Genomic DNA, 18433 nt, shown 5'->3' on the forward strand with positions numbered 1-18433 from the left:
GCGTCGCGGCCGCCCGCCGGTCACGACCCGTCCGCGCTCACCGAGCGCCAGATGCGGTCCGGCAGGACGCGTGCGGCCTCGTCCAGGTCGATGTCGCCGAGGGTCAGCCAGCGGCGGGCCGCGCCGATGACGGGGCCGAGGACGAGGGTCTCGATCAGCGCGGGGGTGAGGGGCGCGAGTTCACCCTTGTCGACGTACCGCCGGAGCCACTCGGCCAGCGGCGTCAGCCTGGCCTCCTGGGCGTCGCGGAGCTGCTTGGCCTGGGCCATGCCGAGGTGGTCGGCACGGGAGGAGTGCAGGAGCCGGCCCGCCTCCGGGTGCTCCCGGACGAAGGACAGGTAGGCGCGCACGAGGGCACGGACACCGGTCCGGGCGGTGCGTGAACGTTCCAGCGCGGTGACCATCTCGCCCAGCAACCGCTCCAGCCACCGCATCAGCAGCGCGTCGACGAGGCCGTCGACGCTGCCGAAGTGGTGGTAGAGGCTGCCCAGGCTCACGCCGCTGGCCTTGGTGACGGCGCTGACGGTCAGGCCCTGCTCGCCCGCCTCGCCGTAGACCCGCAGTGCGGCGTCCAGTAGCAGTTCGACAGTGGCCTCACCACGTTGTTGCTTGGGGCTCATGAGGCGACCGTTCTCTGCTGGGACCGTGGACGACCAGGGTAAAGCAACGTTCCGGCTGGTCCTCCGTCTGTGAAATTCTAGAGCACCTTTCTAGAAAAGCGCTCCGGTTGGACGGTGTCGGCGAGCACACTGGGCGCATGTCTGGATCAGAGATCCCCACCGTGTTCAGGCCGGGCGGCGCCACCCGGGTGAGGGGGGCCGCGGTCGCCGCCGTGGCCGTGCTGCTCGCCCTGTCGGCCACCGGGTGCGACGGCGGCGGTTCGTCCGCCGGGTCGGCCGGCTCCTCCTACGGGACCGACGCCGAGGACCCGTACAGCGAGGATCCGTACGAGGACCCGTACGCCGACGACCCCGAGACCGAGGACCCGTACACCGAGGAACCGGCCGACGACGAACCGGCCGACGACGAACCGGTGGACGAGGAGCCGGCCGACGAGAACCCGTTCACCGAGGAACCCTACGCGCCCGAGACCGAGGCCCCCGACCCCTACGTCTCCGGCACCTGCCTCAACGGAACGCTGCCCGACTCCACCACCGCGCAGGAGGTGGACGACGTGGAGGAGGTCGACTGCTCGGCGTCCGACGCCCACTACCAGGTGATCCAGACCTTCCCCATGACGTCCGACCTGAACGAGTGCAACGCCAACTCCCGTACGGAGTACGCCTTCTCCTACCGCTATACCCTGAACGGCACAGCGATCAACGAGTACGTGTACTGCCTCGTCGGGCTCGGCTCGTATGCGCGGAGATGAAATTAGTTTCTAGAAGCACCTTTCAATTCGGGGCCGCAGTGGTACAGACTGGCCCCTCGACCGGACCCGTGTCCGTCCGTACGACCCGGGGGGGAACGTACGGCCACGGGTCCGGTCCGGTCGGTCGGTGAACGGGGAGAGAGTGAACGGGGAAGCCGGATTCCGCCTCAAGGGCAGCGGAGCCGAGCCACTGGAGGACGAGGACCCGCGGCGGATCGGACCGATCCCCCTGCTCGGGCGGCTGGGAGCCGGCGGCATGGGCCGGGTCTACCTCGGATTCCACGAGGGGCGGTACGCCGCCGTCAAGCAGCTCCTGCCGTCGATCGTCGCCGAGGACCGGGACTTCCTGCGCCGCTTCGGACACGAACTCGACAACCTCGCGCGCCTGCCCGAGAAGGCCACCGCCCCGCTGCTGGCGGGCGACCGCGACGCCCGGCCCCCGTGGTTCGCCACCGCCTACGTCCCGGGCCTCACGCTGACCGAGGCCCTCGACGCGCACGACGGCCCGCTGCCGGCCGAGGCGCTGTGGCTGCTGCTGCGCGAGGCCGCCGCCGGGCTGGCCGCGGTGCACGCGCTGGACATGGTGCACCGGGACCTCAAGCCGTCCAACGTGATGCTCACCCTCGACGGCCTCACCCTCATCGACTTCGGCGTGGCCCGCGCCGCCGAGCAGAGTCAGGTCACTCGGACCGGCATGGTGGTGGGCACCCCCGCCTACATGTCACCCGAACAGGCCTCCGGTGTGCGGCGGTCGACCGGCGCCGTCGACGTCTTCGCGCTCGGCTCGGTGCTCGCGTACGCGGCGAGCGGCCGGCCGCCCTTCGGCGACGAGTCCGGGCACGCGGTGCTCTACCGCATCGTGCACGAGGAACCCGACCTCGGCGCCCTGCGCGAACTGGACCCCGACCTCGCCGACGTCGTCGCGGCCTGCCTCGACAAGGACTTCGAGGGCCGCCCGAGCGCCGCCGAACTGGTCGAACTCGCCGAACGGCACGGGCCGTTCACGCCGCCCCTGTGGCCGGAGGCCATCACCGGGCGGCTGTCCGAACGGGCCGCCTTCGCGGCGCGCACACCGGAGCCGGAGGACCTTCCGGCGGCCGGACCCGCGACGGAACCGGACCTGGAGGCGGAGGGCCGGAAGCCCGCGGCGGTGCCGGAGCCGAAGCCCGTGGCGTCCCGGAAGGAGCGCCGCCGCCGGATCCTGCCCGTGTTCGTCCCCGTCGTGGTCGTCGCGACCGGCACGACCCTCGCCTTCCAGCTCCTGCCCCACGTCACCGACGCCGGCGACGCGGCGGGATCCGCCCCGTCCGTCTCGGTCACGGCCTCCGCCGTCGTCGCGCCGTCGGGGACGGCCGGCCCCTCCGCGAAGGCGTCGCCGTCCACCGGCGCCTCCGGCTCGAAGACGCCGGAGGCCGGAACGAAGGAATCGGCGACCGCGCCCGGGGCGGCGGGCGCGGACCGGGCCGCGGACGAGGCAGGGGCGAAGGGCGACGGCGGCCCGGCCGCGCACGACGACGCGGGCGACGGCACCAGCGGCGACGGCGGAGGCGGCAGTGGCGGTGGCGGTGGCGGCGCGAACGACCCCGCCCCGGACACGGCGACCGAGGCCCCCTCGACGGGCGGCGGCACCCTGCGCAACGGGTCGAGCGGGCGGTGCCTCACCGCTTCGACGCAGGCCGGTTACGGCACCGTCTCCATGGGCGACTGCACCACCGGGGCGGCCGACTGGAGCCTGCGCGGCGCCTCGTCCGGCACCTACCGGATCGTGCACGGGGCGTCCGGCAACTGCCTGTCCGCCTACGGCTCGATGCACAGCGGCACCTGTGGCACGGACGACGCCCAGGAGTGGCGCCTCGGCCCGGGTGGCACCGTGGTCCTCGCGAAGACCGGCAGGTGCCTGGAGCACTCCCGCCCGAGCGGCCTGGTCATGGTGCGGGTGTGCGAGGGGACGGCGAGCCAGAGCTGGACCAGGAGCTGACGCGCGCGGGGGAGGGTCAGCCGGCGCCGCCGCGGTCGCCGTCCCCCGGCCTGTCGTCCTTGTCCTGGTCGTCGTCCAGCGACTTCAGGAACTCGGGGTTGTCGTCCGGGGCCACCCACCGCTGCCGGCCGCCGCTCCCGCCCCACGCGGAGCCGCCCGCGCCCGCGGGATGCCGCTTCTTGCCGGCGATCAGCCACGAGATCGACCCGACCATCGGGAACAGCAGCACGAGGATCGCCCACAACGGCTTGGGCATGTGACGGATGTCCTCGTCCTTCGTGCTGATGCAGTCGATGAACGCGTAGACGCTCAACGCCAGTGGCACGAGGAACATCAGCACCCGGAGCATGGGGCCTCTCCAGCGGAAGCGGTGGGCGGGGACGCGTCACGGCCCCCAGGTACAGGGCCAGCGTAGCCGCTCGGGGATACTGGACCGCATGGCTTACGACGATCTTCGCTCCCTGCTCAGGGCGCTTGAGCGCGAGGGCGACCTCAAGCGCATCAAGGCCGAGGTGGATCCCTACCTGGAGGTCGGGGAGATCGTCGACCGGGTGAACAAGGCCGGCGGCCCCGCCCTGCTCTTCGAGAACGTGAAGGGCTCGGCGATGCCGCTGGCCATGAACGTCTTCGGGACCGACCGGCGCCTGCTCAAGGCCCTCGGCCTGAAGTCGTACGGCGACATCTCCGACAAGATCGGGGGGCTGCTGCGCCCCGAGCTGCCGCAGGGCTTCGTCGGGATGCGCGAGGCGTTCGGGAAGCTCGGGGCGATGGCCCACGTGCCGCCGAAGAAGGTGAAGTCCGACAGCGCGCCGGTGCAGGAGGTCGTCCTGCACGGCGACGACGTGGACCTGGAGCGGCTGCCCGCCCTGTTCACGTGGCCCGACGACGGCGGCTCCTTCTTCAACCTGGGCCTCACCCACACCAAGGACCCGGAGACGGGCATCCGCAACCTGGGCCTGTACCGGCTCCAGCGCCACGACAAGCGCACCATCGGCATGCACTGGCAGATCCACAAGGACAGCCGCAACCACTACCAGGTGGCGGCCCGGCGCGGCGAGCGCCTGCCCGTGGCCATCGCCTTCGGCTGCCCGCCCGCCGTGACCTACGCCTCCACCGCGCCGCTGCCCGGTGACATCGACGAGTACCTCTTCGCCGGCTTCGTGCAGGGCAAGCGGATCGAGATGGTCGACTGCAAGACCGTGCCGCTCCAGGTCCCGGCCAACGCCGAGGTGGTGCTGGAGGGCTGGCTGGAGCCCGGCGAGATGCTGCCCGAGGGCCCCTTCGGCGACCACACCGGCTTCTACACGCCGCAGGAGCCCTTCCCGGCCCTGACGATCGACTGCGTGACGATGCGCCGGCGCCCGCTGCTCCAGTCGATCGTCGTCGGGCGGCCCCCGACGGAGGACGGTCCGCTGGGCCGCGCGACCGAGCGGTTCTTCCTCCCGCTGCTGAAGATCATCGTCCCGGACATCGTGGACTACCACCTCCCGGAGGCGGGCGGCTTCCACAACTGTGCGATCGTGTCGATCGACAAGAAGTACCCCAAACACGCCCAGAAGGTGATGCACGCCATCTGGGGCGCGCACATGATGTCCCTGACCAAGCTGATCGTGGTCGTCGACTCCGACTGCGACGTCCACGACCTGCACGAGGTCGCCTGGCGCGCGCTCGGCAACACCGACTACGCCCGTGACCTCACCGTCGTCGAGGGCCCCGTCGACCATCTCGACCACGCCTCCTACCAGCAGTTCTGGGGCGGCAAGGCGGGCATCGACGCGACGAGGAAGCTGCCCGAGGAGGGGTACACGCGCGACGGGGGCTGGCCGGACATGGTGCTGTCCGACCCGGATACGGCGGCGAAGGTCGACCGCCGCTGGAAGGAGTACGGACTGTGACGTCGGCTTCCGCCGCGCTACCGCAGCAGCCGGGGCGCACCAAGGCGTTCCTGCGCCTGGTGATGATCGAGCACTCGGTGTTCGCGCTGCCCTTCGCCTACATCGCCGCCCTGACGGCGATGTACGAGTGGGACGAGAACATCCACTGGGGCCGGCTGCTCCTGGTCACCGTCGCCATGGTCGGCCTGCGCACCTTCGCGATGGCCGTCAACCGGATCATCGACCGCGAGATCGACGCCCGCAACCCGCGCACCGCGCACCGCGAGCTGGTCACCGGCGCGATGTCCGTCCGGCACGCCTGGACCGGCGCGTTCGTCGCCCTCGTCGTCTTCCTCGGCGCGGCGGCCCTGCTCAACCCGCTCTGCCTGGCCCTCGCGCCCGTCGCGGTGATCCCGATGGTGGTGTACCCGTACGGCAAGCGGTTCACGAACTTCCCGCAGGCCATCCTCGGACTCGCCCAGGCCATGGGCCCGGTCGGCGGCTGGCTGGCCATCAGCGGCAGCTGGTCCTGGGAGGCCGTGATCCTCGGCCTCGCGGTGGGCATCTGGATCGGCGGCTTCGACCTGATCTACGCCTGCCAGGACGTCGAGACCGACCGGAGGGTCGGCGTAAGGTCGGTCCCGGCCCGCTTCGGCATCCCCGCTGCCATCCGGGGCGCCCGCGCCTGCCACACCGTCACCACGGCCCTGTTCGCCTGGTACGCCGTCGCCACCGGCGCCGGTGCCTTCTTCTGGCTGGGCCTGCTGATCGTCGCCGGTGCCTTCGTCTACGAGCACACGATCGTCAAGCCGCACGACCTGTCCCGCCTGAACAGGGCGTTCTTCAGCGTCAACGGCTTCATCGGCATCGCCCTGTTCGTGTGCGCCCTGCTGGATCTGCTGGTTCGGGGCCTCACGGTCTGAATACTCGGAGCCTACGGCTAGGCTCGACATCATGAAGCCAGGACAGACGCAGCGCGTGCCTTGGATCGTGGGGGTGTCGGGGGCATCCGGTACGCCGTACGCGGCGGCCGTCCTGCGGGCACTGCTCGCGGCCGGCGAGAGCGTCGACCTGGTGGTCAGCCGGGCCTCGCGGCTCACCCTGCTCGACGAGACCGGCATCTCCTTCCGCGACGCCCACTGGCAGCAGGACCTGCGCGAGTGGCTGGCCCGCGGAGCCGACGGCAAGCCGGACACCTTCGACGTCGGCCTCGACGGCGACCGGGTACGGCACTGGAGCGCCGGCGACCTCGCGGCCGGGCCGTCCTCGGGCTCGTATCCCACCAGGGGCATGCTGATCGTGCCCGCGTCCACGGCCTGCGTGGCCGGGGTCGCGCTGGGGCTGTCGAAGGACCTGCTCCAGCGGGCGGCGAGCGTGACCCTGAAGGAGGGGCGCAAGCTGGTCGTGGCCGTACGGGAGACCCCGCTGGACGGCCGGACGCTGCGTCACATGGTGAGCCTGGACGACGCGGGGGCGACCGTGGTGCCCGCGTCCCCGGCCTTCTACGCGGGCGCGACGCACATCCAGGACCTGGTGGACTTCGTCGCCGGACGCGTCCTCGACGCGGCGGGCGTCGGACACGGCCTGTACCGCCGCTGGCGCGGCGAGCTCGGCGGAGGGTCGCGCCCCACCGCCTGAGCACGAGCACCACCTCCCCCCACACGTATCTTCAGACCTCTTCAGCGGAAGGCTTCGATCGCATGGACGCGGTGGACAGGCAGCTCATCCAGGCCCTGAGGGAGAACGGCCGGGCCTCCTACGCGGAGCTGGGGCGCCTCGTCGGACTGTCGGGACCCAGCGTCACCGACCGCATCAACCGGCTGGAGGCGGCCGGAGTCATCACCGGCTACCGGGCCACCGTCGACTCCGCGTCGCTCGGTCTCGGCGTCACCGCACTGATCGGCGTCTCGCTCTCCGACGCCGCCGACCACGAGGACGTCGCGCAGCGGCTGAGGGACCTGCGGGAGATCGAGGACTGCTGGTTCATCGCCGGCGACGACTCCTACATGCTCAAGGTGCGCGCGGCCGACGTGGACGGCCTGGAGAGCATCATCCGCCGGCTGTCCGGGACGAAGGGCGTCTCCCGGACCCGCACCACCATCGTGCTCTCCACCAAGTGGGAGAACCGGGTGGGCGAGCTGCCCGAAGAGGTCTGAGGCGCTGGGCGTACGGTTTACGGAGTCTGCCGGAGAAAGAGGTAACGCATGGACGCCGGGCTCAAGCGCGAGCTGGAGGAGAAGGTACGGGCGGGCGTCCGCCTGACCCGCGAGGACGGCATCGCGCTGTACGAGTCGGACGACCTGGCCTGGCTCGGCGGCCTCGCGCACGAGGTGCGGACGCGGAAGAACGGCGACGTCGTCCACTTCAACGTCAACCGGCACCTCAACATGACCAACGTGTGCACGGCGTCCTGCGCTTACTGCTCCTTCCAGCGCAAGCCGGGGGAGAAGGACGCGTACACGATGCGCATCGAGGAGGCCGTGAAGCTCGCCAAGGCGATGGAGGGCGAGAACCTCACCGAGCTGCACATCGTCAACGGGCTGCACCCGAACCTGCCGTGGCGCTACTACCCGCGCTCGCTCAGGGAACTGAAGGCCGCGCTGCCGAACGTGTCGCTGAAGGCGTTCACGGCCACCGAGATCCACCACTTCGAGACCATCTCCGGGATGTCCGCCTCCGACATCCTCGACGAGCTGATCGACGCCGGCCTGGAGTCCCTGACCGGCGGCGGCGCCGAGATCTTCGACTGGGAGGTGCGGCAGCACATCGTCGACCACCGCACCCACTGGGAGGACTGGTCGCGCATCCACCGCCTGGCGCACGAGAAGGGGCTCAAGACCCCGTGCACCATGCTCTACGGCCACATCGAGGAGCCCCGCCACCGCGTGGACCACGTGCTGCGGCTGCGCGAGCTCCAGGACGAGACGGGCGGCTTCCAGGTCTTCATCCCGCTGCGCTACCAGCACGACTTCGTGGACATGAAGGACGGGAAGGTCAGGAACCGGCTCCAGGCACGGACGCAGATGGCGACCGGCGCGGAGGCCCTGAAGACCTTCGCGGTGTCGCGGCTGCTGTTCGACAACGTCCCGCACGTGAAGGTGTTCTGGGTCATGCACGGCGTCCAGACCGCGCAGCTGGCGCTCCAGCACGGTGCGGACGACATGGACGGGTCGGTCGTCGAGTACAAGATCACGCACGACGCGGACGACTTCGGCACGCCGAACAAGCTGACCCGCGAGGACCTGCTCGACCTGATCCGCGACGCCGGGTTCCGGCCGGTGGAGCGGAACACCCGCTACGAGATCCTCCGGGAGTACGAGGGCCCCGACCCGGCGCGGCGGGAGTCGCCGCAGCCGATGCGGGTGTGAAGGTGCGGTCGTCCGTCGGCGGCGGGTGAGTGGGGGCTGGTCGCGCAGTTCCCCGCGCCCCTTCGGGGCACGTTCACGGAGCGCCCCTGAGAAGGGCACGGGGAACTGCGCGACCAGCCACGGACCATCCCACCCGACCGGATCCGAACCGGCCACGGCGGGTACCCGCACCCCATGGCCACCGAGGACGACTACACCGCCGAACCCTTCGTCCCGGAGGACGGCGGCAGTCTGACCGCCCTCCGCGAAGCCGCCGCCGGCTGCCGCGGCTGCCCCCTGCACCGGGACGCCACGCAGACCGTCTTCGGCGCCGGCAGGGCGGACGCCCGCGTCATGCTCGTCGGCGAGCAGCCCGGTGACCAGGAGGACCGGGAGGGCAGGCCCTTCGTCGGCCCCGCCGGGAGACTCCTCGACCGGGCGCTGGCCGACGCCGGCCTGGACCCGGCGGACGCCTACGTCACCAACGCCGTCAAGCACTTCAAGTTCACCCGGGCCGAACCGCGCAAGCGCCGTATCCACAAGTCGCCCACGCTGCGCGAGACGACGGCCTGCGGACCGTGGCTCGCCGCCGAACTGGCCCGGGTCGAACCCGAGCTGATCGTGGTGCTCGGCGCCACGGCCGGCAAGGCGCTGCTCGGCTCCTCGTTCCGGGTCACGCAGGTGCGCGGCACCGTGCTGGAGGAGGAGATCCACGGACGGCCCGAGACACTGGTGCCCACCGTCCACCCCTCGGCGGTGCTGCGGGCGGACGACCGGGAGGGCGCCTACCGGGGCCTGGTCGCCGACCTGGAGGTGGCGGCGCGGGCCCTGTCCTGACGCACGTCCCGCCACCGGGAGGGTAATAGCTAGTATGGGCCCGTGTCCCTTACTTTCACGCCAGACCCCGCCCTCACCACCGAGCTGCGCGACGGCGTCCTCGACCTGTGGACCGACGTGTCCAACGCCGGCGGCTCCGTCGGCTTCGTCCCGCCGGTGACCCGGGAAGACATCCGCCCCGAGCTGGTCAAGCACATGGTGGCCATGGCCGAGGGCCGCACCCGGCTCCTCGTCGGCCACGACAAGGACGGGCGCGTGGCCGCGACCGCGTTCCTCACCCTCAACACCCATCGGCTGATGACCCACTGGCTGTGGCTTCACACGGTGATGATCCACCCCCGCCACCAGGGCCGGGGCTTCGGCCGGGACCTGATGGCCGCCGCCGCCGACGCGGCCCGCGCCCGCGACGGCATCGAGGCGATCCGCCTCACCTGCCGGGGCGGCCTCGGCCTGGAACGGTTCTACGAGTCCTGCGGCTACAAGGAGGTCGGCCGGGTGCCCGGCGCGATCCGGGTCGCACCGGGCGACGACCGCGACGACATCACGATGCTGCTGCCCCTGACCTGAGCGCGGCACCCCGGCTGTGGCGCCCCGGCCCCGGCGTGCTTCACTGGGCGGTGCCCCTTTGGGTACGTTCTGGCCTCCCCCAAACGGAAGAGTGGATAGAGATGCTCCGCTACACGCTGATGCGCCTCGGAATCTTCGTGGGCTGCCTCGTGGCCGTCTGGGGCCTCGTCTACGCCGGCGTGTTCCCGCGCGGCCTCGGTGACTCCAACGGCATGTGGATCGTCCTGCTGTCCCTGCTGCTCTCGGCCCCCATCAGCTTCGTCGTCCTGCGCAAGGAGCGCGACCGCGCCTCCGAGCAGGTCGTCCAGCGGGTCGACCGCATGAAGGCCAACCTGGAGGCCAACCGCGGCCAGGAGGACCTCGCCGACGACGCCGCCCGCGCGCAGGGCCAGGCTTCGTAACACCCGTCACACACCCGAAGCGCCCCGGTTCCCGAATCACAGGAAACCGGGGCGATTTTCGTTTTACGGGCAGTAGCCGTCTCCAGCCTCTCAAAGCGAGGCTTTGGGGGTCCCAAAGCATGGGTGTTAAAGTCGTACGCATGAAGCCAGCAGCCGCGCCCGCCACACCGCCGAGCCTCGGGCTCGTCGCGCGCCTGCACGTGGACCTCTGTCGGTGCGCCTCCGCGAACTGTCGCCCCTGACGTCCCTTCTCGACCCGTCGTTCCCCACGTCAGCACGTGCGCGTCCGTCCCCGCGTCCCGTCCCCCTACGGAGCATGTCCGTGTCCTCCCTCACGAAGTCCTTCAAGGTGCCCTTCTGGGCCCAGATAATCGCCGGCCTCGTCCTCGGCGTCCTGCTGGGCTGGGTGGCCCGCAGCCAGGACGTCTCCTGGCTCGTCACCACCCTGGACAAGATCGGCGGCACCTTCATCGGCCTGCTGAAGCTGGCCGTCGCCCCGCTCGTCTTCTTCGCGATCCTGGTCTCGATCACCAACCTGCGGAAGGTCAACAACGCCGCACGCCTGGCGTCCCGCACCCTCCTCTGGTTCATGATCACCTCGCTGATCGCCGTGGCCATCGGCCTCGTCATCGGCCTGGTCACCAACCCCGGCGCGGGCACCGGCCTCACCCCGGCCGACGGCGCCAAGCCCGAGCACACCGGCTCCTGGATCGACTTCCTCACCGGCATCGTGCCGACGGACGTCATCACCCCGTTCACCGAGCTGAACGTCCTCCAGATCGTCTTCATGGCAGCCGTCGCCGGCATCGCCGCCCTCCAGCTCGGCGAGAAGGCCCAGCCCATCCTCAACCTGAGCGAGTCCGTCCTCGAACTCCTCCAGAAGGCCCTGTGGTGGGTCATCCGCCTGGCCCCGCTCGGCACCGTCGGCCTCATCGGCCGCGCCATCGCCACCTACGGCTGGGACCTGATCGGCAAGTACGCGACCTTCACCGCCGACATCTACGTCGGCTGCGCCCTCGTGCTGTTCGTGGTCTACCCGACGCTGCTCGCCACCGTCGCCAAGGCCAGCCCGATCCAGTTCTTCAAGGGCGCCTGGCCCGCCATCCAGCTGGCCTTCGTCTCCCGCTCGTCCGTGGGCACCATGCCGCTGACCCAGAAGGTCACCGAGCGCCTCGGCGTGCCGAAGGAGTACGCGTCCTTCGCCGTCCCGTTCGGCGCCACGACCAAGATGGACGGCTGTGCCGCGATCTACCCGGCGATCGCCGCGATCTTCGTCGCGCAGATCTTCGGCATCGACCTCGGCGTCGGTGACTACCTGCTGATCGCCTTCGTGTCGGTGGTCGGATCCGCCGCCACGGCCGGCCTCACCGGTGCCACGGTCATGCTGACCCTGACCCTGTCCACCCTGGGCCTGCCCATGGAGGGCGTCGGCCTCCTCCTCGCCATCGACCCGATCCTGGACATGATGCGCACCGCGACCAACGTCGCCGGCCAAGCGCTGATCCCGGTCATCGTCGCCGCCCGCGAGGGCCTGCTCGACCGCAAGGCCTACGACCAGGCGCACAGCTCGCCGCTGGACGAGCCGGAGCCGGAGCCGCAGGACGCGGCGCCCGTCCCGGTCGCGGCCTGACCGCACGACCGCCCTACCGTGACAGGGCGTCCGGACGTGCCGACGTCCGGGCGCCCTGTTTCACGGTCGCACGGACCGTACGCTGATTCGCATGGGTGTTGGAAAGACCAGGCGGATGCCGCGTGCGGTCCGTGAGCAGCAGATGCTGGACGCCGCCGTGCGTACCTTCGGGCGGCGTGGCTACGTGGCGGCGTCGATGGACGAGATCGCCGAACTCGCGGGTGTCTCCAAGCCGCTGGTGTACCTCTACCTGAACTCGAAGGAAGACCTCTTCACCGCCTGCATCCGCCGGGAGGCGCGGGCGCTGACCGAGGCCGTGCGGGCCGGGGTGCATCCCGGGTTGCCGGCCGACGGCCAACTCTGGTCCGGTCTGCGGGCCTTCTTCGCCCACACCGCCCGCAACCCGGACGCCTGGACGGTGCTGCACCTCCAGGCCCGTACCCACGGTGAGCCGTTCGCCGCCGAGGTGGCGGTGATGCGCGAGGAGATCGTCGCGTTCGTGACGCAGCTCATCGTCGCCGCCGCGCGCGACGCCCATCGTGATCCGCATCTGCCCGAGCGGGAGGTCGCCGGGCTCGCCGAGGCGCTGGTCGGGGCCGCCGAGTCGCTCGCCGACTGGGCCAACGCGACCGAGGGCGTCAGCGCGAAGCAGGCGGCGGCGACGCTGATGAACTTCGCCTGGGCCGGCCTGGGCGATCTGATGGCGGACCGGCCCTGGTCCGCGCCGGAGGAGTCCGGGGCCGAGGCGGTGGCTCAGGTCGCCGGATAGGGCCGGGCCTCGCCGGACAGGTGGAGTCGGCCGTCGGCGCCGCGCAGTTCGAACCGTCCGTCCGCCGCCGCGTACGTCACCGTCCCCGGCAGCGGTACCGGCGCCCGGAAGGCGGCCCGCACCGTGACCGCCTCCGGTGTGCCCTGCTCGGCGAGGCAGCGGGCCACGGTCCACATGCCGTGGGCGATGGCCCGGGGGAAGCCGAACGGGCGGGCGGTGAGCGGGTGGAGGTGGATCGGGTTGCGGTCGCCGGAGGCGGCCCCGTAGCGCCGTCCGAGGTCACCGGCGAGGCGCCACTCGGCGCGCACGGGCAGCGGTGTGTCCGCCTCCTGCCGCGGGGCGCCGGGGGAGGGCCGGCCCTCGGTGCGGTGCCGCGCCAGGTAGGTGCTGCGCGACTCCCACACCGGGGCGCCGCCGGTCCGCAGCTCCGTGACGACCACGGCCTCGGTGCCGCGCCGGTGCGGCAGCAGGGCGTCGACGTGGACGGCGAGTTCGTAGGTTCCGGTCGCCCGCAGCGGGGCGCGCCGGGTGAGGTCGATCGACGTGTGGACGAGCCCGAGCAGGGGCAGCGGGAAGTCCCGGCCGCTCATCAGCCGCATGGCCAGCGGGAAGCCCAGCACGTGGGGATACGCGGGCGGAAGCGCGTCCTCCCCGGTCGGGAAGCCGCACACCCGCTCGTAGGCGGCCAGCCGCGCGAGGTCCACGCGCAGGGCGGGGACCACCAGGCGGGTGCGGGGGAAGCGGGCGTCGGGCCGGGGTCGTTTGAGAGGGGACAGGAGGGCGCCGCGGGCGAGGAGCGGCGGGAGGGCGGGGACACCGGTCAGGGTGTTCGTGCTCCGGGAGGCGGCGGTGGTCATCAGGCCCCCAGCAGGCTCTGGCCGCAGACGCGCACGATCTGGCCGTTGACGGTTCCCGACGCCGGGTGGGCGAGCCAGGCGGTCGTCTCGGCGACGTCGGCCGGGAGGCCGCCCTGGGCCAGGGAGTTCATGCGGCGGCCGGCCTCGCGGATGAGGAGGGGGACGGCCGCGGTCATCCTCGTCTCGATGAAGCCCGGTGCCACCGCGTTGACCGTCACGCCGTGCTCGGCGAGCGCGCGCGGGGCGAGGGAGCGGACCAGGCCGATGATGCCGGCCTTGCTCGCGGCGTAGTTGGTCTGGCCCGCGTTGCCGGCGATCCCGGCGATGGAGGCCGTCGCCACGATCCGGCCGCCGCGGTTCACCGTGCCCGCGGCCAGCAGCGCGTCGGTGGTGCGCAGTACGCCGGCGAGGTTGACGTCCAGGACGGAACTCCAGCGGTCGGCGGGCATGTTGGCCAGGCGTCGGTCGCGGGTGATGCCGGCGTTGTGGATCAGGAGGTCGAGTCCGTCGGGGAGGGCGCCGGCGAGGTGCTCGCCGGCGTCGGCGGCCGTGATGTCGAGGGCGAGGGCGCTGCCGCCGAGGCGTTCGGCGAGTTCGCGTGCGTCCTGCTCGGCCTGCGGCACGTCGAGGACGACGACGCGGGCGCCCTGTCCGGCCAGGGTCTCGGCGACCGCGGCGCCGATGCCGCGTGCGGCGCCGGTGACCAGGGCGGTGCGTCCGGTCAGCGGGCTGTCCCAGTCGGCGGGGGCGGTGACCTCGCCCGGTCCGACCTCGATCACCTGGCCGTCGAGGTAGGCGGAGCCGGGGGAGAGGAGGAAGCGGAGGGTGGATTCGGCGGCTTCGGCGTCGGTGAGCCGGACCAGGTTGACGGTCCTGCCGCGGCCGATCTCCTTGCCGAGTGAGCGTGTGAAGCCCTCCAGGGCCTGCTGTGCGGCGGCCTGGTGGTGGTCGGCGGCGTCGAGCGGGGCGCCCAGGACGACCACGCGGCCGCTCGGGGCGACCGACCGTACGACGGGGTGGAGCGCGGCGTGCACCTCGGCGAGCGTGTCGACGTCCCGGACGCCGGTCGCGTCGAGGACGACGGCGGCGGGGTGGCCCGTCTCGTCCGCGCCGAGTCCCGTGCGGGCGAGGACCGGGGCGAGGCCGAGGTCCGTCCGTCCGGCCGTCAGGTGCAGCAGGCCGCCGGTGAGGCGGGGGTGCCGGTCGGAGCGGCGGATCAGCTCCGCGGGCTGCGGCAGCCCGATGCGGCGGGTCAGGAAGCGGCCGGGCGCGGTGCTGGTGAGGCTCAGATAGCGGTCGGCCATGGGTGACTCCCAGCTCCGTGACGGTCCAAGTCGCTTACTCTAGAGTAAGGTTACCGCAGGTAAGTCGCGGTCGGGCGGAGTCGCCGGTGAGGAGCGGCACGAGATGGGCGCCCCTGAAGCCGCCGCGGACGCGCGGAGTGTGACGGGCATTCCGGAACCAATGTGACCTACCCGCAGGTAACCCCCAGTGCTGCACAGCCCCGGCGCCGGACCATCCCCGAACCCGCACCAACTCCCCACGCGAGCCCCGTACGATCCCGACACTGACCGCCGGTAACCCCCGGCAGGACCTCGCGCCCACCGGGCCCGGCGATGAACGCTGCGGCACGCGAGGCACGTACGTCATGCAGCCGAGCAGTGCCGCCGCTGCACGTCCCAGGAGCCGCCCGTGTCCACCCCGCTTCCCTCCTTCGCCCCCTCCGCCGCGTTCGCCGACTCGCCCGGCCCCACCCTGGTGGAGCCCGAGACGCGGCGCCTGGACGGGGCCGTGCGGGAGGCGTACGTGCCGCCGCTCGCCCCGCCGGTGCGGCACGGCTCCCTCGCCGACCTGCCCTTCGACAACGCGGCCGCCGTCCCGGACTCGGTGGTCCTCAGCCGCAGGTCCGGGGACGGGCGCTGGAGCGACGTGACGGCGGCCGAGTTCGCCGGACAGGTGCTGGCGGTGGCGAAGGGCATGATCTCCGAGGGCCTGATGCCGGGCGACCGGATAGCCATCATGGCCCGGACGACGTACGAGTGGACGCTGCTGGACTTCGCAGCGTGGGCCGCGGGCCTGGTCACGGTCCCCGTCTACCCGACCTCCTCGCTCTACCAGGTCCGCTGGATCCTCCAGGACTCGGGCGCGGTCACCCTGGTCACCGAGACGGCCGCGCAGGCGGCGGCCCTCGGCCCCGAGCTGGACCGCCTCCCCGACCTGCGGCACCTGTGGGTCATGGAGAAGGGACACGTGGAGCAGCTCGCCGAGCTGGGCGCCGCGGTGCCGGACGCTGAGGTGGACGTACGCCGGGGCATGCTCAGCCCCAGCACCCTCGCCACCCTGATCTACACCTCGGGCACCACCGGCCGCCCCAAGGGCTGCGTGCTGACCCACGGCAACTTCTTCGCCGAGGTGGACAACGCGATCGAGCTGCTCTACCCCGTGTTCAAGGCGCAGACGGACGAGCCGTCGATCCTGCTCTTCCTCCCCATGTCCCACGTCTTCGGCCGCATGGTCGCCGTGGCCTGCGTGCGCGCCCGGGTGCGCCTCGGACACGCGCCGAGCCTCCGGGCGGAGGACCTGCTGCCGGACCTGGCGGCCTTCCGGCCGACCTGTCTGCTGACCATTCCGTACATGCTGGAGAAGGTCTTCAACGGGGCGCGCGCCAAGGCCGAGTCGGGCGGCCGGGCCACGGTGTTCGACCGCGCGGTGTCGGTGGCGGTGCGCTACGGCGAGGCCATGGAGGCCCGCCAGACCGGTTCGGGCGGCGGTCCGGGCCGCGCCCTGAAGACCGCCCGCTCCTTCTACGACCCCCTCGTCTACCGCAAGATCCGGGGCGCCATGGGCGGCCGGGTCCGGCACGTGATCTGCGGCGGCTCCCCGCTCGGCCGGCGCCTGGCCGCCTTCTACGCCGGCGCCGGCATCGAGATCTACGAGGGCTACGGGCTCACCGAGACGACGGCCGCGGCGACTGTGACGCCGCCGCTGAAGCCACGCCTCGGCACGGTGGGCTGGCCGCTGCCCGGCACCCGGATCCGGATCGCCGCCGACGGCGAGATCCTGGTCGCCGGCGACCAGGTCCTGCACGGCTACTGGGACCCCCAGGCGGGCGGTGTCGTCCCGGCCGCCCCCGACGGCTGGTTCCCCACCGGCGACCTCGGCAGCCTGGACGACGAGGGCTACCTGACGATCACCGGCCGCAAGAAGGAGCTGCTGATCACGGCGGGCGGCAAGAGCGTGGCTCCGGCCCCGCTGGAGGACTGGCTGCGCTCCCACCCCCTGATCTCCCAGTGCATCGTGCTCGGCGACCGCCGCCCCTACGTCTCCGCCCTGTTCACCCTCGATGCCGACGGCATCACCCACTGGCGCCGCATGAACGGCAAGCACCCGGTGCCGCCGGAGCTGCTGACCGACGACGAGGAGGTCCGCGCGGTGCTCCAGCGCGCGGTCGACGAGGCGAACAAGATGGTCTCCCGCCCGGAGTCCATCCGCCGCTTCGCGGTCCTGCCGAGGGACTTCACGGAGTGGGAGGGCCATCTGACGCCCTCCCTGAAGCTCCGGCGCGACGCGATCGTGCGGGACTTCGCGGAGGCCGTCGAGGCGCTGTACAGGGGGTAGGCGGCGCCCGGCGTCAGCGGCGGGCGACGAGGCACGCCTGCGGGACCTTCGCGGAGGTGTCCTCCTCCTGCACCCGCACCGTCCGCGACAGCACGGTGAAGCCGGCCGCCTCGAGCAGCTCCGCCATCGGTTCCGGTCGCCGCCGCTCGAAGTCCAGGGCGACCGGGTGGCCGAAGGGGCGGTCGGGGCGGAAGGGCTCGTCGCCGACCTGGAAGGCGAGGAGGAAGTGCCCGCCCGGGGCCAGCACGCGCCGCACCTCGCCGAAGAGGTCCGGAAGCCGCTCCCACGGCGTGTGGATCGACGAGTACCAGGAGACCGCGCCCGCGAGAGCGCCGTCGGGCAGGTCCAGGTCCAGCATGGAGCCCTGCTCGAACCGCAGGCCCGGGTTCTCGCGGCGCGCGATCGCGAGCATGGCGGCGGACAGGTCGAGGCCGAAGACGCGCAGGCCCAGGGAGGCGAGGTGCGCGGTGACCCGGCCGGGCCCGCAGCCGAGGTCGGCCACCTCCCCCTCGGGCCCCACCAGTTCGGCGAAGGCGCCCATCAGCGCCCGGTCCAGCGCGGTGCCGGCGGCGACGGGGCGGAAGAAGTCGGCGTAGTCCTCGGCGACGGTGTCGTAGAAGGTCCGGGTGGTGTCCAGGAAGCCGGTGTCGTGGGTCATGGCGGGACCCTAGGGCCTGCCACCGACAGCCACCGGCGGCCGCCGGAATTCACCGTGAATTCATGACGGCGCCGGAAAGGGCAGGAGCCCCGTCGCCGAAACCGGCGCGGGGCTCCTTGGGTACTGCTGTCAATCAGACAGGAGTGACGTTCTCCGCCTGCGGACCCTTCGGGCCCTGCGTGACGTCGAAGGACACCTGCTGGTTCTCCTCGAGGGAACGGAATCCCTGAGCGTTGATCGCGGAGTAGTGGACGAAGACGTCCGGGCCGCCGCCTTCCTGGGCGATGAAACCAAAGCCCTTTTCGGCGTTGAACCACTTCACGGTTCCGGTAGCCATAAGCCCTCCTTGGGCCCAAAGGGTTGCCCTGCTCCAGAACCAGCAAGTGTGAAGACCGATCCGCACAACTGCATATGTCTGAGAATGACGAGAGCCCGCGGTCACATGCTCCGCAGGCTCTGTACTGCAAGGGAAACCAAACTGCAACTTGCTGTGAGCGTAGCACGCAGGCACCCGAGCGCAACAGA

General features: G+C 71.8%; 20 protein-coding genes. 14 read left to right on the forward strand and 6 right to left on the reverse strand.

What is annotated here, in order from left to right; genetic code table 11:
* Window positions 1–20: 20 nt before the first annotated feature.
* Window positions 21–620: a TetR/AcrR family transcriptional regulator gene (locus tag AC0VYN_RS02445; RefSeq protein ID WP_475534587.1), complete on the reverse strand. Its 600-nt coding sequence runs from the start codon at window positions 618–620 to the stop codon at window positions 21–23.
* A 137-nt stretch (window positions 621–757) separates the two neighbouring features.
* Between AC0VYN_RS02445 and AC0VYN_RS02450 the strand changes: the two genes are divergently transcribed.
* The gene (locus AC0VYN_RS02450) at window positions 758–1372 is read left to right on the forward strand and encodes an LppU/SCO3897 family protein (protein WP_475534588.1); all 615 of its coding nucleotides are present in this window, start codon (window positions 758–760) and stop codon (window positions 1370–1372) included.
* Between the two features lie 142 nt (window positions 1373–1514).
* Entirely contained in the window at window positions 1515–3350 is a 1836-nt protein-coding gene (locus tag AC0VYN_RS02455; protein ID WP_475534589.1) for a protein kinase domain-containing protein, read from the forward strand.
* 16 nt (window positions 3351–3366) lie between these two features.
* Here the strand turns inward: AC0VYN_RS02455 and AC0VYN_RS02460 are convergent, their stop codons facing one another.
* A complete protein-coding gene (locus AC0VYN_RS02460; protein WP_475534590.1) occupies window positions 3367–3699 on the reverse strand; it encodes a PLD nuclease N-terminal domain-containing protein in 333 nt (110 codons plus the stop codon).
* Between the two features lie 88 nt (window positions 3700–3787).
* Between AC0VYN_RS02460 and AC0VYN_RS02465 the strand changes: the two genes are divergently transcribed.
* From AC0VYN_RS02465 to AC0VYN_RS02515, 11 genes are all read left to right on the forward strand, one after another.
* Window positions 3788–5245 carry a menaquinone biosynthesis decarboxylase gene (locus tag AC0VYN_RS02465; protein ID WP_385472705.1) on the forward strand — a complete coding sequence of 486 codons (1458 nt, stop codon included), beginning with the start codon at window positions 3788–3790 and terminating at the stop codon, window positions 5243–5245.
* Entirely contained in the window at window positions 5242–6147 is a 906-nt protein-coding gene (mqnP, locus tag AC0VYN_RS02470; protein WP_475534591.1) for a menaquinone biosynthesis prenyltransferase MqnP, read from the forward strand. Before AC0VYN_RS02465 ends, mqnP begins: the two co-directional genes overlap by 4 nt.
* Window positions 6148–6202: 55 nt before the next feature.
* Entirely contained in the window at window positions 6203–6862 is a 660-nt protein-coding gene (locus AC0VYN_RS02475) for a UbiX family flavin prenyltransferase (RefSeq protein WP_475536802.1), read from the forward strand.
* Between the two features lie 62 nt (window positions 6863–6924).
* Window positions 6925–7380, forward strand: coding sequence for an Lrp/AsnC family transcriptional regulator (locus tag AC0VYN_RS02480; RefSeq protein WP_385472710.1), 456 nt, complete (start codon window positions 6925–6927; stop codon window positions 7378–7380).
* A 48-nt stretch (window positions 7381–7428) separates the two neighbouring features.
* Entirely contained in the window at window positions 7429–8592 is a 1164-nt protein-coding gene (gene mqnE / locus AC0VYN_RS02485; protein ID WP_385472713.1) for an aminofutalosine synthase MqnE, read from the forward strand.
* A 174-nt stretch (window positions 8593–8766) separates the two neighbouring features.
* Window positions 8767–9408 (forward strand): UdgX family uracil-DNA binding protein, encoded by a 642-nt coding sequence (locus AC0VYN_RS02490; RefSeq protein ID WP_475534592.1) that lies wholly within the window; start codon window positions 8767–8769, stop codon window positions 9406–9408.
* A gap of 42 nt (window positions 9409–9450) precedes the next feature.
* Complete coding sequence (locus AC0VYN_RS02495; protein ID WP_475534593.1) at window positions 9451–9975, forward strand: N-acetyltransferase family protein; 525 nt, start codon at window positions 9451–9453, stop codon at window positions 9973–9975.
* Window positions 9976–10076: 101 nt separating this feature from the next.
* Window positions 10077–10376 carry a DUF4229 domain-containing protein gene (locus tag AC0VYN_RS02500; RefSeq protein ID WP_385457892.1) on the forward strand — a complete coding sequence of 100 codons (300 nt, stop codon included), beginning with the start codon at window positions 10077–10079 and terminating at the stop codon, window positions 10374–10376.
* Between the two features lie 140 nt (window positions 10377–10516).
* Window positions 10517–10618 carry a putative leader peptide gene (locus AC0VYN_RS02505; RefSeq protein ID WP_318213912.1) on the forward strand — a complete coding sequence of 34 codons (102 nt, stop codon included), beginning with the start codon at window positions 10517–10519 and terminating at the stop codon, window positions 10616–10618.
* A gap of 74 nt (window positions 10619–10692) precedes the next feature.
* Window positions 10693–12006, forward strand: a complete 1314-nt coding sequence (locus AC0VYN_RS02510; protein ID WP_475534594.1) for a dicarboxylate/amino acid:cation symporter — start codon at window positions 10693–10695, stop codon at window positions 12004–12006.
* Between the two features lie 91 nt (window positions 12007–12097).
* Entirely contained in the window at window positions 12098–12775 is a 678-nt protein-coding gene (locus AC0VYN_RS02515; protein ID WP_475534595.1) for a TetR/AcrR family transcriptional regulator, read from the forward strand.
* Here the strand turns inward: AC0VYN_RS02515 and AC0VYN_RS02520 are convergent.
* Together AC0VYN_RS02520 and AC0VYN_RS02525 are read right to left on the reverse strand one after the other, a co-directional pair.
* Window positions 12760–13632: a MaoC family dehydratase gene (locus AC0VYN_RS02520; protein ID WP_475534596.1), complete on the reverse strand. Its 873-nt coding sequence runs from the start codon at window positions 13630–13632 to the stop codon at window positions 12760–12762. The two genes, AC0VYN_RS02515 and AC0VYN_RS02520, sit on opposite strands and share 16 nt — an antisense overlap.
* Entirely contained in the window at window positions 13632–14936 is a 1305-nt protein-coding gene (locus AC0VYN_RS02525; RefSeq protein WP_475534597.1) for a 3-oxoacyl-ACP reductase, read from the reverse strand. Before AC0VYN_RS02525 ends, AC0VYN_RS02520 begins: the two co-directional genes overlap by 1 nt.
* Window positions 14937–15324: 388 nt before the next feature.
* On the opposite strand from AC0VYN_RS02525, the gene AC0VYN_RS02530 reads away from it, so the two are divergent.
* The gene (locus AC0VYN_RS02530; RefSeq protein ID WP_475534598.1) at window positions 15325–17250 is read left to right on the forward strand and encodes an AMP-dependent synthetase/ligase; all 1926 of its coding nucleotides are present in this window, start codon (window positions 15325–15327) and stop codon (window positions 17248–17250) included.
* 13 nt (window positions 17251–17263) lie between these two features.
* Here AC0VYN_RS02530 and AC0VYN_RS02535 read toward each other — a convergent pair whose 3' ends face one another.
* Window positions 17264–17908, reverse strand: coding sequence for a class I SAM-dependent methyltransferase (locus AC0VYN_RS02535; protein ID WP_475534599.1), 645 nt, complete (start codon window positions 17906–17908; stop codon window positions 17264–17266).
* Window positions 17909–18041: 133 nt separating this feature from the next.
* Entirely contained in the window at window positions 18042–18245 is a 204-nt protein-coding gene (locus AC0VYN_RS02540; protein WP_003974443.1) for a cold-shock protein, read from the reverse strand.
* Window positions 18246–18433: the final 188 nt, after the last annotated feature.

The sequence above is a fragment of the Streptomyces sp. 63XJN7_1_ISO-PGPR-S23-121 genome, from assembly GCF_056173025.1.